9 protein-coding genes and 1 pseudogene are annotated in these 15033 nt (G+C 32.2%); 3 read left to right on the top strand and 7 right to left on the bottom strand.

Annotated features, from left to right (window positions below; all coding sequences use genetic code 11):
- Positions 1–148 precede the first annotated feature (148 nt).
- A complete protein-coding gene (typA, locus tag FNW38_RS07640; protein WP_143386741.1) occupies positions 149–1945 on the top strand; it encodes a translational GTPase TypA in 1797 nt (598 codons plus the stop codon).
- A gap of 66 nt (positions 1946–2011) precedes the next feature.
- On the opposite strand, the pseudogene FNW38_RS17985 reads toward typA, so the two are convergent.
- From FNW38_RS17985 to FNW38_RS07615, 6 genes and pseudogenes are all read right to left on the bottom strand, one after another.
- Positions 2012–2167, bottom strand: a pseudogene (locus FNW38_RS17985) (hypothetical protein); the annotation flags it as partial.
- 58 nt (positions 2168–2225) lie between these two features.
- Positions 2226–4541, bottom strand: coding sequence for a choice-of-anchor L domain-containing protein (locus tag FNW38_RS07635; RefSeq protein WP_143386740.1), 2316 nt, complete (start codon positions 4539–4541; stop codon positions 2226–2228).
- A 15-nt stretch (positions 4542–4556) separates the two neighbouring features.
- A complete protein-coding gene (locus FNW38_RS07630) occupies positions 4557–5393 on the bottom strand; it encodes an ABC transporter permease (protein ID WP_143386739.1) in 837 nt (278 codons plus the stop codon).
- A 4-nt stretch (positions 5394–5397) separates the two neighbouring features.
- Positions 5398–6312, bottom strand: coding sequence for an ABC transporter ATP-binding protein (locus FNW38_RS07625; protein WP_143386738.1), 915 nt, complete (start codon positions 6310–6312; stop codon positions 5398–5400).
- Between the two features lie 65 nt (positions 6313–6377).
- Positions 6378–6779 carry a response regulator gene (locus FNW38_RS07620; RefSeq protein ID WP_143386737.1) on the bottom strand — a complete coding sequence of 134 codons (402 nt, stop codon included), beginning with the start codon at positions 6777–6779 and terminating at the stop codon, positions 6378–6380.
- Positions 6769–8598 carry a PAS domain-containing sensor histidine kinase gene (locus FNW38_RS07615; RefSeq protein WP_143386736.1) on the bottom strand — a complete coding sequence of 610 codons (1830 nt, stop codon included), beginning with the start codon at positions 8596–8598 and terminating at the stop codon, positions 6769–6771. The genes FNW38_RS07620 and FNW38_RS07615 overlap by 11 nt, the downstream gene beginning before the upstream one ends.
- 729 nt (positions 8599–9327) lie before the next feature.
- Between FNW38_RS07615 and FNW38_RS07610 the strand changes: the two genes are divergently transcribed.
- Both FNW38_RS07610 and FNW38_RS07605 read left to right on the top strand, forming a co-directional pair.
- Complete coding sequence (locus FNW38_RS07610; protein ID WP_143386735.1) at positions 9328–10392, top strand: hypothetical protein; 1065 nt, start codon at positions 9328–9330, stop codon at positions 10390–10392.
- A gap of 29 nt (positions 10393–10421) precedes the next feature.
- Positions 10422–11306: an SdiA-regulated/phytase-like domain-containing protein gene (locus FNW38_RS07605; RefSeq protein WP_143386734.1), complete on the top strand. Its 885-nt coding sequence runs from the start codon at positions 10422–10424 to the stop codon at positions 11304–11306.
- Here FNW38_RS07605 and FNW38_RS07600 read toward each other — a convergent pair.
- Positions 11289–15023, bottom strand: a complete 3735-nt coding sequence (locus FNW38_RS07600) for a metallophosphoesterase (protein ID WP_143386733.1) — start codon at positions 15021–15023, stop codon at positions 11289–11291. The genes FNW38_RS07605 and FNW38_RS07600 overlap by 18 nt on opposite strands.
- Positions 15024–15033: the final 10 nt, after the last annotated feature.

The raw sequence follows: 15033 nt of genomic DNA, 5'->3' as shown, positions 1-15033 counted from the left end.
ACTTAATTATTAAACATCATCCAAAACTTATTTTAACAGCTTTTTTATTGATTTTTTTAGGTCTAAAAGGTTAACAATATGTAAACTATTGCAGAAATATTTTTTATATCAAAATAAAGTGTACCTTTGCACCCATTAAAAATCACAGATGGAATCTATTAGAAACATTGCAATTATTGCCCACGTCGATCACGGTAAAACAACTTTGGTTGATAAAATTATGTATCACTGTCAGTTATTTCGTGACAACGAAAACACAGGTGACTTAATCCTTGATAACAACGACTTAGAGCGTGAAAGAGGTATCACTATTACTTCTAAAAATGTTTCTGTAGTATACAAAGGAACAAAAATCAACATTATTGATACTCCTGGTCACGCCGATTTTGGTGGTGAGGTAGAACGTGTATTGAACATGGCTGATGGAGTTTGTCTGCTTGTAGATGCTTTTGAAGGACCAATGCCACAAACGCGTTTTGTATTACAAAAGGCTCTTGACCTTGGTTTGAAACCATGCGTTGTTATTAATAAAGTAGATAAAGAAAACTGTACTCCTGAAGAAGTTCATGAAAAAGTTTTTGACTTAATGTTTGAATTAGGCGCAACTGAAGAGCAATTGGATTTTCCAACTGTTTATGGTTCTGCAAAAAATAACTGGATGTCAGACGATTTTAACGTTATGACTGAAAACATTGAACCGTTATTAGACATGGTTCTTAAAAATGTACCAGCTCCTAAAGTATCGGAAGGAACTCCTCAAATGTTAATCACATCTTTAGATTTCTCAGCATTTACAGGTCGTATTGCTATTGGTCGTTTGGAAAGAGGTATATTAAATGAAGGAATGCCGATCGCTTTAGTAAAAAGAGATGGTAAAGTAATGAAATCACGTATTAAAGAACTTCATACTTTTGAAGGACTTGGGCGTAAGAAAGTAGAGCAAGTAATTGCCGGAGATATCTGTGCTATTATTGGAGTGGAAGGTTTTGAAATTGGAGATACTATCGCTGATTTTGAAAATCCAGAAGCGCTGAAAACAATTGATATTGACGAGCCTACTATGAGTATGTTGTTTACAATTAATGACTCTCCTTTCTTTGGTAAAGAGGGTAAATTTGTAACTTCTCGTCATATTAGAGACCGTTTGACAAAAGAGTTAGAGAAAAACTTAGCAATGAAGTTAGGTGAAACCGATTCAGCTGATAAATTCATGGTTTTTGGTCGTGGAGTACTTCACTTGTCTGTTCTTATCGAAACAATGAGAAGAGAAGGGTATGAGTTACAAATCGGTCAACCACAAGTTATCATCAAAGAAATTGATGGTAAAAAATGTGAACCAATTGAAGAACTAACAATCGACTTACCTGAAAACCTTTCTGGTAGAGCGGTAGAGTTTGTTTCTATCCGTAAAGGAGAAATGTTGAGTATGGAAGGTAAAGGAGAACGTATGATTATAAAATTTAATATTCCATCTCGTGGAATCATTGGATTGCGTAATCAATTGTTGACTGCTACTGCCGGTGAAGCTATTATGTCACACCGTTACATAGGATATGAGCCTTACAAAGGGGAAATTCCTGGACGTAACAATGGTTCATTGATCTCTATGGAAAATGGTAAAGCAATTCCTTATTCTATCGATAAATTGCAAGATCGTGGTAAATTCTTCGTTGATCCTAATGATGAGATTTACGAAGGTCAAGTAATTGGAGAGAACAGTCGTAGCGATGATATGTGTGTAAACGTGACTAAGGCTAAGAAACAGTCTAACGTTCGTTCATCCGGAAATGATGAAAAAGCAAGAATAATCCCTCCTATTCGTTTTTCTCTTGAAGAAGCTTTAGAGTACATTCAAAAAGATGAATACGTTGAGGTTACTCCAAAAAGTATTCGTTTGAGAAAAATATATTTGACAGAAACAGATAGAAAAAGATTTAAATTCTAATTTTCATATTTTACAATAAAAAAAGCCATTCTTTCGAATGGCTTTTTTTATGTATTTACTTTTTCTTCAAAATAAATTGTTGTAAAACATTTTCTTATATAAAAATTTATGAAATATTACCTTTTCAAACTTAAAATTACCTTTTGCTTCCCTTCTGTCTTCTAATTTTATGGTAAACCAATAATCGTCCGTAGGTAGTTTGTGAAAAGTACCATCCCAACCAAGGCTTGAGGGGAGATAATTGTTTGAGAAGTTTTCCTAAACGATTAAAAACTAAGGTTTATCTTTTTAATGAAAAATGCCCTTTTATTATTCTTCCATCCTCAAAAGTTAAGTTAAACCAATAATCGTCTGAGGGTAATGTATATCCATTGAAAATTCCATTCCATCCGGAACTTGTTGAGCTAAGTTCTTTTAATAATTTACCATAACGGTCAAAAATCGTTATTTTAGATTTTGGCAGCAGATTTAGATTTTTAATTTCCCAAAAATCATTATATCCATCTCCGTTTGGAGTGAAATAACGAGGATAATCGAGCACATAAATTTGGAATGGATTTGATAGACCACAACCATTTTTATCTCGGACATAAACTAAATAATCTCCGGGAGCTACTGCATTGAAAAGCGGGTCGTCTTGAAAAAATGATCCATCAATTGAAAATTCATAATTGCCGACTCCCGTATATTCAATCAAAACTGAATTTCCATTTCCGTCAAAATCATTTATTGTCGCTCCGGTAATAGTTGCAATTTCAGATGCCGATACATTAAAAGTCTTTGTGGCGTTGCAGCCATTTGCATTCGTAACGGTTACCGAATAATTACCTGAAGTGCTAACATTAATTGTATTTGTAGTTTCTCCTGTATCCCATAAATAACTTGAAAATCCAGCATTAACAACTAAGTTAATAGAACTGCCGTTGCACAAAATAGCATTCTCTTCTTGAAAATTGGGCGGATTAAAAGTACTAACTATAAGTGTTTCCGGAGTAATTGCGTAACAATCAGAACCATTTACAATTCTAGCATAAATAATTTGTTGGTTTGCAACAGTGTTATTAAAAATATTAGGTAAAGGATTTTTTTGAGCAATAGCATCAGTGGAGTTTAAATAATATTCAACAATTAATCCGGTAGGTAATCCAGTCAAAACCTGTGGAGTTATCTGTGAATTCAAATCAAAAAGATACAAACCATCTTGAACGGTATCCCCATCACAAGTTGTGATTGGGTTTTGAGGAGCAATACTATTATTTGAGATTTGGAGTTGAACTTCCGCATAATTTGCACAACTATAAGGATTTGTAGTATCGGCAAAGACAATTTGGTTTGCTGTTTTGTTTTGATAATTTGTAGGATTCGCAATTGGATTGATTTGTGCTTGTGCATCAGCTAAAGATTCATAATATACAATGTTGCTTAAACCAGAAGCATTGTTTTTTACCAACGCATCAGCTCGCGTTAAATCAAAAACAGTGATTCCATCAGCATTATCATCGCATTGTGAAAGTGTTGTGTCGTTCAAAATGATTTTTGGAGCATATTCTACTTTTATTTCATCAGTGGTCATGCAAGTCGCAGGTGTCAAAGTAATTTCAACTTTGTAATTGCCAGTATCAATAACCGTGAGCGCTGGACTAGTTTCTCCGATTATTTCTATTGAATCTTTAAACCATTTATAACTATAACTTACGGGTAATTTAGTGTCAATAGTATAGCTTTCGCCAAAACAAATAGGATTATTCGTTGTTAATAATCGATCCGCACCTAAATCTATTTTTGGAGAAAAACTACCCGCTTTTAGAAAAACAGCGGAATCATAATATTGAAAAGAGTCATCAGCAATTACTAATTTTATATGATAAGTTGTTCCGGCTATAACATTTGTTTGTGCATTCATCACCACAGTTTGGGCACTATAATTAGTAGGACTAGTAGCGGAACTATAGCCTGCAAAATAGTTTTCATTTTTTGCAGGGCATCCACCGCCTACACCAAATGGTGGAATTAATGGATGAATATTTAGTGATGAAACGGGTGTAGAAGTGCCAGGAATTACTGCTAAATTTTGATAACTGGCAGCGCTGCCTTTTTCCTTTATTAAAAATGCAAAACCGTCAGAAAACCGACACGGAAAATCATCTTGGTATTCATTGGAAGCGAAGATATAATCAAAACTTATGAAATTAGTTAGAGGAGTGAAATCAAATTCTAAGAAGGTAGCATTTATTGTTTTAAAGCCTAATTCCTTATCCAAATCGGCATCACCTAACCAAGAAGTGCCACCTCCTCCTTGATTTCTTACAAATGGTCCAATAGAATTTTGGCTACTCCAAGTACTTAAAAGCACGCCTTCAGTAAAAGGAAAACTACCTGCCTGATTATTAAAATAGGCATAACTATTTTTTCCGGCAGTAAATGTATCTCCTGTTGCAATTGGATTTGAAATAGTAACACAAGAACTATTTACTAAAACATTTTCAACAAGTTGTTGTGCTGTATAAGAGTCATTTACTGAAATAGATTGAGCCGTTGCACTAAATGAGGCGCAACAAATGAAGATATAAAATAAGATTGTTTTTATACATTTCATAGCTCCGTAAAGATACTACAAATCTCTATTTTTTAATAAGCGATACGATAAGAATGTAAAAATGAAAGTCCAACATAAAACGATTAGAATAGATAAAAAATGTACACTGTAATCTTTACTGTTTTCCATTCCGATTTGGTTTCCAATAGACTTAATAATTGATAATCTGGAGAAAGGCTCCACAATTAAATTAGACATAGATTCTAATGGGAAAAATTGTGTAATATAGGATGCGTTATTACTGTCCGGAAATATTTTAAAAGTTAAAATTCCTTTGAGAATTCCTTCAATAATATTCCAAACTAAAAGAAATCCAAGTGCAAATGCCGAACGTTTTACCAATATTCCTAAAAATAAACAGAAAGAGAAAAATCCAACCAATTTTACGAAATAAGCCAAAATATATTCTAAATTAGAGAAAACGATACCAATTTCAGTATAGGAAGAAAAGCTAAACCCCAGAATTAATGACATTATAAATACAAAAAGAGTTGATACCGCAGCAAATAAGATGATTGTCAGAAATTTAGAAAGAATAAATTCTTTTTTACTCATTCCGTCTATCAAATTTTGTTTCAATGTACCGTAACTATATTCGTTAGCCATCATTGAAACGATAACAATCGCCAGGAATAATTTTAAAATTGCCGCAATGTAGGTATTAAAATGCCAAATGAAAGGGAAATTAAAAATTCCCATTTCGGCAAGGTGAAGTTTGAAAATTCCAAGGTCAAATTTGATTGAGGCAATTAAAGCAATAAAGGTTAAGAGAATAAAATAAGTCAAAGTCAATACTCGGCTTGCTTTATTTTTCCATATTTTTTGTAGTTCTATTGAGAGAAGTCGTTTCATTTTTTTAGTTTTTGATGGTTGGTTTTGTGTTATTTGTTAATTCCAAAAATTGCTCTTCTAGGCTATTTTTGCGTTTAACCAAATGACTTAATACAATGTTTTTTTCAAAAAGAAACTGATTCAACTCCTTCGCTTCCAAATCATTTTTTAAATAAACCAAAACTTTTCCTTCCTCATTTACAACATTTTTTACAGCAGGATGCGTTTTTAAAATTAATATCAAATTTTCAATATCATCCGCTTGCAGCTCAAAGAATCCTTCGTTTGTTGACATGCCATCAACTAATCCTGAATACAAAATTTCGCCTTTTCTTAAAACCAATGCATGTGTACATACTTTTTCTACTTCGTCCAATAAATGAGAGGCGAGTAAAATAGTAGTTCCTTTTGCGGCTATTTGTTTGATTATATCTCGAATTTGATGAATCCCTTGTGGGTCTAAACCGTTAGTAGGTTCGTCCAGAATTAAAATTTCCGGATCATTCAGTAGGGCTGAAGCTATCGCTAATCGCTGTTTCATCCCAAGTGAAAAAGTACTGAATTTACTGTTTTGTCTGTCTGTTAAACCAACTAATTCCAGCTTTTCGTTTACTTTAGTATAATTGATGCCTTTGATTTTGCAGACTAATTCTAAGTTTTCTTTTGCCGTCATGTACGGATAGAAATTAGGTCTTTCTATAATAGCTCCCACTTTTTTTAGTGCTTCGTGCGTTTGCATTGTACCACCAAACCAGCTGTATTCACCTGAAGTTTTATTTACCACATTCAAAACAATCCCTAATGTTGTCGATTTTCCGCTACCGTTGGGACCAAGAATCCCGTAAACATTACCTTTATATATTTCGAAAGAAACATCTTTTAAGGCTTGTAAACTGCCATAACGTTTGTTGATATTTTTAATAGAGAGTATGATTTCCAAAGTGTTCGTTTTTTATATTTTGTATAGGACGAACAAGGTAAGGATTTGTTACTATTAAACAGGAATTAGTTTTTTGCACAGATTAACATGGAAGCAGCTTCTAGTTTTTCAGCGGTAATTGGCTTTATAATGTAGTTTTTTACCACATCATATTTTTTTGACATTTCTATGTCAGCAGGATCAATTGAAGAAGTGACAATAAAAACTGAAATTTCTTTTTTTATTGGCAAAAGAATAAACTCATCCAGAAATTGCCAACCGTCCATGACAGGCATATTTAAATCAAGCAAAATCGCATCGGGCAAATTTTCTATATTTGAATAATTTTTTTTTAATTCGTCTAATGCATATTGGGCATTAAAAAATGAGTTGATTTCTTCGCAAAACTCATTTTTAGAAATAAGCCTGCTTGTTAATTTTACTGTTAGTTTATCGTCATCAATAATATAAGTTAGCTTATTTTTCATTTAAATAGATTTTAAAAACTGAGCCAAAACCTACTTCACTTTCTACTTCGATTTTTCCACCCATGGCCACAAGTTGGTTTTTAGTAATAAATAATCCAATGCCTTTAGCATCTTCATTACCGTGAAAGGTTTTATACATGCCAAAAATTTTATGGCCGTTTTGCTTTAAATTTAGTCCTAAACCATTATCCCTAAAAGTTATAATGGTAAAATTTTCATTAACTTCATAACCTATTTCTAAAATAGCTTCACGTTCTGGCGATCTGTATTTTATAGCATTTGTAAACAAATTAAGCAAGATGCTGTCCAGATATGCGGGAATCGTATTCACTATTAATTCATTGGGAATAGTATGGGTTATTGTTATCTGACTTTCTTTAATAACCAAACTCAATGCCTTTTTTGTTTTTTCGATTTCGTCTTTTAAACGAATCTTAGTTTTTTCAATATTTGTTTTTTGCTGGATAGTTATAATTTCATTTAAATATTCGATTGTTTCTGACAGTTTTTCGGTTCCTTCTTTAAATAAATCAAAGTAGGAAAGTTTTTCAGCTGTATTTTCTGTATTTTCAATCACATCGACAACCATCGCTAAATTGCTGGTATGTGAACGAATGTTATGGGAAACAATATGAGTAAAGTTATATAGCTTTTTGTTTTGCTGGCTGGTGACTTCTAATAGATGCTTAAGTTCAATCTCTTTCTCAATTCTGAGTGTAACATCCCGACCTACACCAATAAAATTGATTAAATTATTTTGACTATCAAATACTGTAGTAATATTCAATTCAAACCAGTATTTTTTTTTTTGCTTATTGTAATTCAGGATAGTAATTTTAATACTTTTTTTATCCTGAATTGCTTTTCTCATTATTGCTGTAGCTTGTAAATCTGTTTCAGGGCCTTTAGATAAATATCCTGGCTTTTGTCCTATTACTTCTTCTATACTTAAACCTGTCAGATTTAAATAAGCATTGTTTGCCCATATTGCTTCACCTTGTGGATTTGCAATTACGATAGTGTCAGTAGTTTCAGAAGCAGCAAGCGAGAGTAAATTTAGCTTTCCCTCAACATTTTTTCTCTCACTAATATTTCTAAAGAAACAGACCAAATACGTTTTATCATTGACCATAAATTTTTTACCCGAGGCTACTTCTACAGGTATTATATCTGCGGATTTGGTTATTATATAGGTCTCGTTAACAGTGTAATCATCTCTTATTAAATGATTTGAAATAAAAGCATCATCTTTTTCTCTGTGTTTTGTTGGAAATAATTCTGAATTGTTCAAGCCTATTAACTCTAAATTATCATATCCTGTAAGTTCTGATGCCCTTGTATTACAATCAGATATGATTCCATTTAAAGAATCAATAATAATAATAGCATCATTGGCACTGGAGAAAATTGATGAAAACTTCTCAACATTTAATTGAAGTTCGTTAATTAAATTTTGCTCCTTTGTGATGTCTTGAAAAGTGCCCAATAATTGGGTAGGTTTTCCATTTTTCATTTCCACCTGACAAATACATTCTACATGCTTGATATTATTTTTAGCCGTGGTGATTTGAAATTTGTCTTCAAAAGAAATCCCTTCACTAATCGCTTTCTCAATGAGGTATTCGATTTTGTCTTTATTTTCTCCTTCTGTATAAAAATTAATTCCACTTCCATGTATAGGAATGAAATCTTCAGGTACTTCAAGAATACATTTTGTAACAGCATCCCAAAATACTTGATTGGTTTTTAAGTTCAATTTCCAAATCCCTATTTTAGCTGATTGTGCGGCTTTGTAATAGAGTTCAAGTTTATTTGTCATAGTAGGTATTAAATAGATTTTAATGTCTTGGGGACAATCAAATATTTTGTGATTATTTTCTTTTTATATTTTATTTAACGTTAAAAAATGGTTTTGTTTGTTTGTATAAAAACATACTTTTTTTTAAACCTGCTTTAAACTGATGTACTTTTTAATAGAAGTCCAATTTAACGCAATAATTTTCTTACAGGGTAAAACTAAATTATAAGGCATGTTTTTTTCAATAATTCAATAAATTATAATTGACAAACAAATCACCTATCTTTTTTGAAATAATTTTGAAAAACACACAAATATTTTTATAAAAACACAATTTTAGAATTTACTCAATGTCAAGAGAAATATCTAAAATAATAAAAATATTTAATAATTCGATAAAAATCAAATTAAGTCGACTAAAAACTTATTTTTTATTTTTTTGTAATATAATTTTTACAAAAAAATCTTACAAATTCCTCATATTATTAAATAGAGAATGTGCTTTTTAACGAGTCTTACGATTTCTATTTGAATTAAAAAAAGCCGAATAACTACACATTTGTTTTCCGTATTCCAAGCTTTTTTAGATATTTTCCAATTGAAAAAAATCATATTTGAATGTATTTATTAATTTAATCACGTTTGGTAAAAGTTTGTAAAAAGTCAAATTATTAAGGAGGTTTTTTCAAGGTAATTTGGATTTAACGGAATGTTATAATTTATTGTAATTTTGCATTAAATATATTTCGAATGAGTGAGCCAATAATGCTTTTTAAAAAACCATCTTATCCTATAAACAATTCACTCTTGGATTATCTGGAACGTTTTGACAGAATCTCTAAAGTGCCCATTTTTTATGATGATTTGTTGCGTTTTTCCGGTTCCATAAATGTGTATGACAAATACGATCAGGACACTTTATGGATTCGAGTGTATTATAATGAATTTGAACGAAAAGAGATTGATCTTACTTTGATGAAAATCTATTCTCTTTTACATTCCGATGGTAATCTGGGAATTATTAAATTTCTGAATGTTGATTCAATCGATTATTGCACTTTTGGAAATTCGAAGCCTTTTCGAATCAAAGTCAGAAATATCCTGAACGATAATTACACCCATTTTTATATCAAGAAAGCTGATGCTTCCCGAGTATATGGACTTGAATTGGAGCACATTTTGTCCCCGGATAAAATAAATTTTTTAGTGTACAAAGACACTTTAATTGAAGAACATATTATGGGAATTCCTGGAGATGTATTTATGAAAACACTTCTGAATGATTGTACCGAAATCGAGAAATCACAAATAGCAAAAGAATTTGTCAAGTTCAATGAACGCTGTATGATTCGATTGCTGGGCGATATGCGCTCTTATAATTATGTAATTGTACCAACGCATGATTTTGACCATGTTGTTTATAAAATACGGGCTATTGATTTTGACCAACAATGCTTCGAAGGAAATTTTAAAGTTTATCGTCCCCAGTTTTTTAAAGAAAATTATCCAATGGTAAAGTTGGTTAAAGAAAAACTGCAAAATAGTTCGATTGAACAGTATAAAGATGAAGAACGAGCAGTTTTAGCCAAAAGAATACATTCTGCCGAAAACCGTATCAAAAGATTATTGCAAATCATGGGTTCTGACGTTATTTCTACCGATGAACATTTGAGTCAATTGAAATTAGAACTGTATAATTATACCAATGATTTAAATTTTAAAAAAGCAAAATCCATGGGAAATGTAATGAGTGCTGCTTTTGAATTTATAACCAGAAACTTTAAAAACACAAATTTATTTAATACCGGATTTTAGTCTTTTTATAAATTTACATTTACACTACAATGAGTTTGAAAAACTATATTTCTATCCTATTTGCAGTTGTTTTTTTATCTTGTCAACAAGATTCAGATTCATTGGAAACGCTTTATTCTTTGCCTAATAAGCTAAAAGAAGTTTCAGGAATTATTTATTTTCCAAATACCAATCTACTTTGGACACTCGAAGACAGCGGTAACGCAAATGCGATTTATGCTCTAAATTTAGAAAATGGCAAAATCGAAAAAACGATAACTATTGAAAATACGGAGAATATAGATTGGGAAGACATTACAAAAGACAAGGAAGGAAATCTGTATATTGGCGATTTTGGTAACAATGATAATGAAAGAAAGGATTTGTGCATTTATAAAATCGACAAAAATTTATTAAATATTGAAAGTGTCGTTCCAGCTTATAAAGTCTCATTTGCTTATCCGGAACAAAAAGATTTTCCACCAAAAAAAACTGAAATGTTCTATGATGTTGAAGGGTTTTTTGAGTTTAAAAATAATTTCTATCTCTTTACCAAAAACCGAAGTAAAGGATTTGAAGGCACTGCTTTTTTATATAAAATCCCCAATACTCCCGGCTTTCATCAAGCGGTTTTAATGGGAGAATTCCAAACTTGTGACAACTATAATCATTGTGTAATTACCAGTGCTACTATAAGTCCGGATGAATCCAAAGTTGCCATTTTGACCCATGACAAAATCTGGTTATTCGAAAATTTTAAAGGTGATAATTTTTTGAATGGAACAAAAACGATACTCGAATTAGACCATTTTTCCCAAAAGGAAGCGGTTAGTTTCAATGATAATGATAGATTATTCATAGCCGATGAAAGAACCAAAAGTATTGGTGGAAATGTATATAATGTCAGTATCAAAAAGCTAAAATCCAAATCCTAAACCAAAAGCGATTCGGGCTTCCTCATCAACATTTTTAAAATAGGTGATTCTCGCCGTAAGTGCATTGAGTCCGTTGAGCCACAATCCTCCACCAAATGATTGATGCCATTTATCGGAGTCTTCTCCTTTTTGCCAGACTCTGCCGTAATCAAAACCGCCTAAGATTCCGTAAGACATTGGCAAAAGGCTTCTTTTTATTTTTCCTAAATTCCAACGTAAATCACTGCTTTGATAAAAAGATTGATTCCCTAAAAAACGTTCGTTTCTAAAACCTCTCAAATCATAATCACCCCCTAAAGTAGCACCTTGATAAAAATCAAAATTGTTATTCAATAGTATTTTTGCTTTCAAAATTGTAGCCAATACGATTTTGCCATTGGTATCAATTTTATGGTTGAAATTAAGTTTACTTTCTAATGTTGGGAAATTTCTTTTAGTATCATTCAAATTCATTTTCCAACTTCCAGCTATGGAAAATCCCATTCCCATGGCGGGGAATGATGGAATGTCGTAATTCTCAAAACTGTATTTTAATACCACTCCTGCAAATTGTTGGCTCTCAAAAACGTCAGGATTTACGATTCCGGGAATGTTTATAAAACGATCACTGGTTTCTTCTACACTGATTCTTTCAAAGGAGGTTTGGAAATGGATTGCGCTGCCATATCTTCCCATTTTTTTGATGGATGGCATAACTTTCACCGTTCTAAGACGTACCCGATTGTAATCCATTCCGAAAGTTTCATCATTATTTACGGTTTCATTTCCATAACCAAAATAATTAATCGTAAAATTCGGACTCGTGAATTGGGCTTCCAAATCCAAATCCCATTTACCGACTGATTTAGGAAAATGGGCGTTGTAAATTAGTTCATATCCACTTGTGGCAAAAAAGTAATTGGCTTTTAAGATGTGTTTTTGTGTGTACGGATTTTGATTGAATTTATTTACGGTATAGTTAGTAATGAAACCTAATTTTATTCCATTATCAGGATTATAACCAATATTTGGTAATCCTGAAAAAGCATTGTATTTGGGCTTTTTATAATCATAAAAACTTGTTTCATAGTCATCAGTTAAAACGACTTTGGTTTTAGAATCTAAAGTATAAGTATTTGTCTTTGATTTGAAATCATGAATTTTTACCTTTTTTCCGTTTTCAATCACATAGGAATCGTTGTTTTGTCCTCCAATTAATCGAATGTTTATGTCTGATTTTGAGTTTCCTTTTACCTCAAAAACATCATCGTCATCTAAACCATAAATCCAAATATTTTTTGTTTTTCCGGCAACAAAATCTTTTGTGTACAGTAATTCATCTCCTTCGTTTTTTAATCGATAGACTTCGATTTCAAGCTTGTTCTTATCCTTGTGTTGAATTATAAATTTGTCTTTTTTATCCGTTCCAACAATTAAAACCGTTTTCTGGAGCACTTTGTAGTAATCTGATGCATAGTGCTGTAGTTGGTTTTTTCTTATTTTTAATTTATGTTTAATGTCCTCGATAGTTTCATTCTGAACTTCTTTTGGTAAATTATCAAAAGCAACATCTATATCGGAATCCGAAAGATTTTCCTGAATGTATTTTGCCTGTTTTAACCATTCGTTTTCATCAGCAGTTCTAAGAAAAGCAAGGTCTAACGGATAGGGTTCTCGATTCAGCCATTTTACATTTTTAATTTTCTCTTTAAAAGTTTGCATGTGGCGTAATGCTGGCATATTCATCAAAAGGGAAAGAAAGGCACCGTCGTATTTCGTAAAAGCTTGATCTCTGTCACGCGGAATAGACTTGTAAATTATTTTTTTGCCCTGTTTATATTCTCCCCAACGCCACTGATCTTCATGTCTGTCCCAATCGCCAATGAGCATGTCAAATAATCGTGCTTTAATATAGGTGCTTTCATCAACGGTATAGTTGTAATCTTTGTGTAGGTTTTTCAACAAATCATCGGTACCAATAATTGAAGTTGGTTTGCCAAAGCTTTTGACTCCTATTTGGCTATCGGTTGGGCGTTCTTCGACCATATACAATTCATCACCAAAATTGGTATTAAAATCTTTTAAAGCTTTATGTTTTGGAATATAATACAATACTGGATTGGTATGTGAAATGCCGATTTTTTCTGCTAAATTACCCACTGCAAAAGGAGTATATGGATGCGCAGTGGTGTAAAAATCGAACAGAAAATTCTCAGCATAGGTGTCTTCAAATTCGTTTTCGATAAATTGGTCTTTAAATGCAACCGATTGTAGAAAACGAGTAGCACTTTTTTTCAGGGCACGCATTACATATTCTTTGCCATTTTTGTCAAAGAGTTGTAATGATTTAGACTGATGACCACCGCCGGCACGTTTCGGCTTTAAACCTCCAAAAAGGGTGTCAATAGTTGTTGTTCGTACTTCTATTGGGAAACTGTAATATTTTCGATAATGCTTTCCAAAGAGAAATTTATAAAATCCGCTTTTTTTGGTTTGTTTCTCCGAATAGATGGTTGCAATGGTAGTTTTAGCAAAAGATGTTGGAAAATTTTTGGTGCTGTAATCGTCTTTTTCATCTAACACAGATTGTTCAAAAATCAGTTTTTCTTTATTGTTTTCTTTGCCATAAAAAGAAACTTTTGCAGCTCCATTTTCATAAACAGACAATGCGGCATAACCATTTCCACCATAAGAAAAATCATCAGGAAAAACGGCTTTTGCTGCTTCCGATTTTGAACCGGCACCACTAATGATTTGCTTGATGTTGTCTTTTTCAATGTATTGCAAATTGTGGTCATGACCTGAAACCACAACAACATTATCCTGACTGTGTAATAGTGTTTTTACCCGTTTGATAAAAAATGTATACTGTTTATTATGAATATCTTGCGGACTTATTCCAGATGTTTTTCTGATTAGATTAATAACAGAACCTAAGACTGGAAGCATAATTTTTTGTTCCAATGGAAAGAGTTGTTTTTCCAATGAAAATTGGCCACCATGCGATCCGTTGCTCATCAACGGGTGATGAAGCGCCAGAATTACTATTTTTTCCTGATTTTTATTCAGAACGTTTTCTAATTCGTCAAAAAAAGCTTCCCGTGTTTTGATATCACAGTCATCGTTTATGGTTGGGCTTTTATCCCAATCCTCCAGAAACCATTGACTGTCTAAGATGACAAGTGTTAGATTTTTATTTATTTCCAAATCATCAATACCACAGCTTTTTCTTGGCAAAAATGATTTTTTATCGTTGAGATATTCGGTTACAAATTTAGCTTGGCGATCTAATCCTTTGATTCCGCTATACCAATCATGATTTCCAGGAATGTAAATGGTTTGGCCTTTGAAGTTTTTAGATAATTTTAGTTGACTTGTTAACTTATTTTCGGCAATAATTCGCTCACTTGGATTGTCAGTAGCGGGCAATCCTTTTGGATAAATATTATCGCCAAGAAATAAAAGAGTAGAGTTTTTGGTTGCTTTTTTTAATCGATCTTCTAATAAACCAAGCGTTTGCTGTGCTTTTTTTTCATTGGCATTTCCTGCATCTCCAATTAAATAAAAGGTGTGTGCAATTTTTGAACTATCTGTAGCGTTTTGTGATACCGGAGTTTTGATTTTTTTGCCAAATTGTGCGTGATATGTCGTACACGATTGAAAAATGAATCCAGTTGCAAATAATATAAAAACTGCTTTATTTGAAGTTATAAAACAATTATCTGAAAACAATTTCATAATTTAGTAG

It is taken from the genome of Flavobacterium gawalongense, assembly GCF_007097265.1.
In the GTDB taxonomy this organism is placed as follows: Bacteria; Bacteroidota; Bacteroidia; order Flavobacteriales; family Flavobacteriaceae; genus Flavobacterium; species Flavobacterium gawalongense.
This window is presented reverse-complemented; position numbering and strand designations above follow the sequence as displayed.

Excerpts from the sequence above, each read along its gene's own strand:
- FNW38_RS07615 (WP_143386736.1), bottom strand. The coding sequence starts at position 8,598 with ATGACAAATAAACTTGAACTCTATTACAAAGCCGCACAATCAGCTAAA.
- FNW38_RS07630 (WP_143386739.1), bottom strand. The coding sequence starts at position 5,393 with ATGAAACGACTTCTCTCAATAGAACTACAAAAAATATGGAAAAATAAA.
- FNW38_RS07600 (WP_143386733.1), bottom strand. The coding sequence starts at position 15,023 with ATGAAATTGTTTTCAGATAATTGTTTTATAACTTCAAATAAAGCAGTT.
- typA (WP_143386741.1), top strand. The coding sequence starts at position 149 with ATGGAATCTATTAGAAACATTGCAATTATTGCCCACGTCGATCACGGT.
- FNW38_RS07610 (WP_143386735.1), top strand. The coding sequence starts at position 9,328 with ATGAGTGAGCCAATAATGCTTTTTAAAAAACCATCTTATCCTATAAAC.
- FNW38_RS07605 (WP_143386734.1), top strand. The coding sequence starts at position 10,422 with ATGAGTTTGAAAAACTATATTTCTATCCTATTTGCAGTTGTTTTTTTA.
- FNW38_RS07635 (WP_143386740.1), bottom strand. The coding sequence starts at position 4,541 with ATGAAATGTATAAAAACAATCTTATTTTATATCTTCATTTGTTGCGCC.
- FNW38_RS07620 (WP_143386737.1), bottom strand. The coding sequence starts at position 6,779 with ATGAAAAATAAGCTAACTTATATTATTGATGACGATAAACTAACAGTA.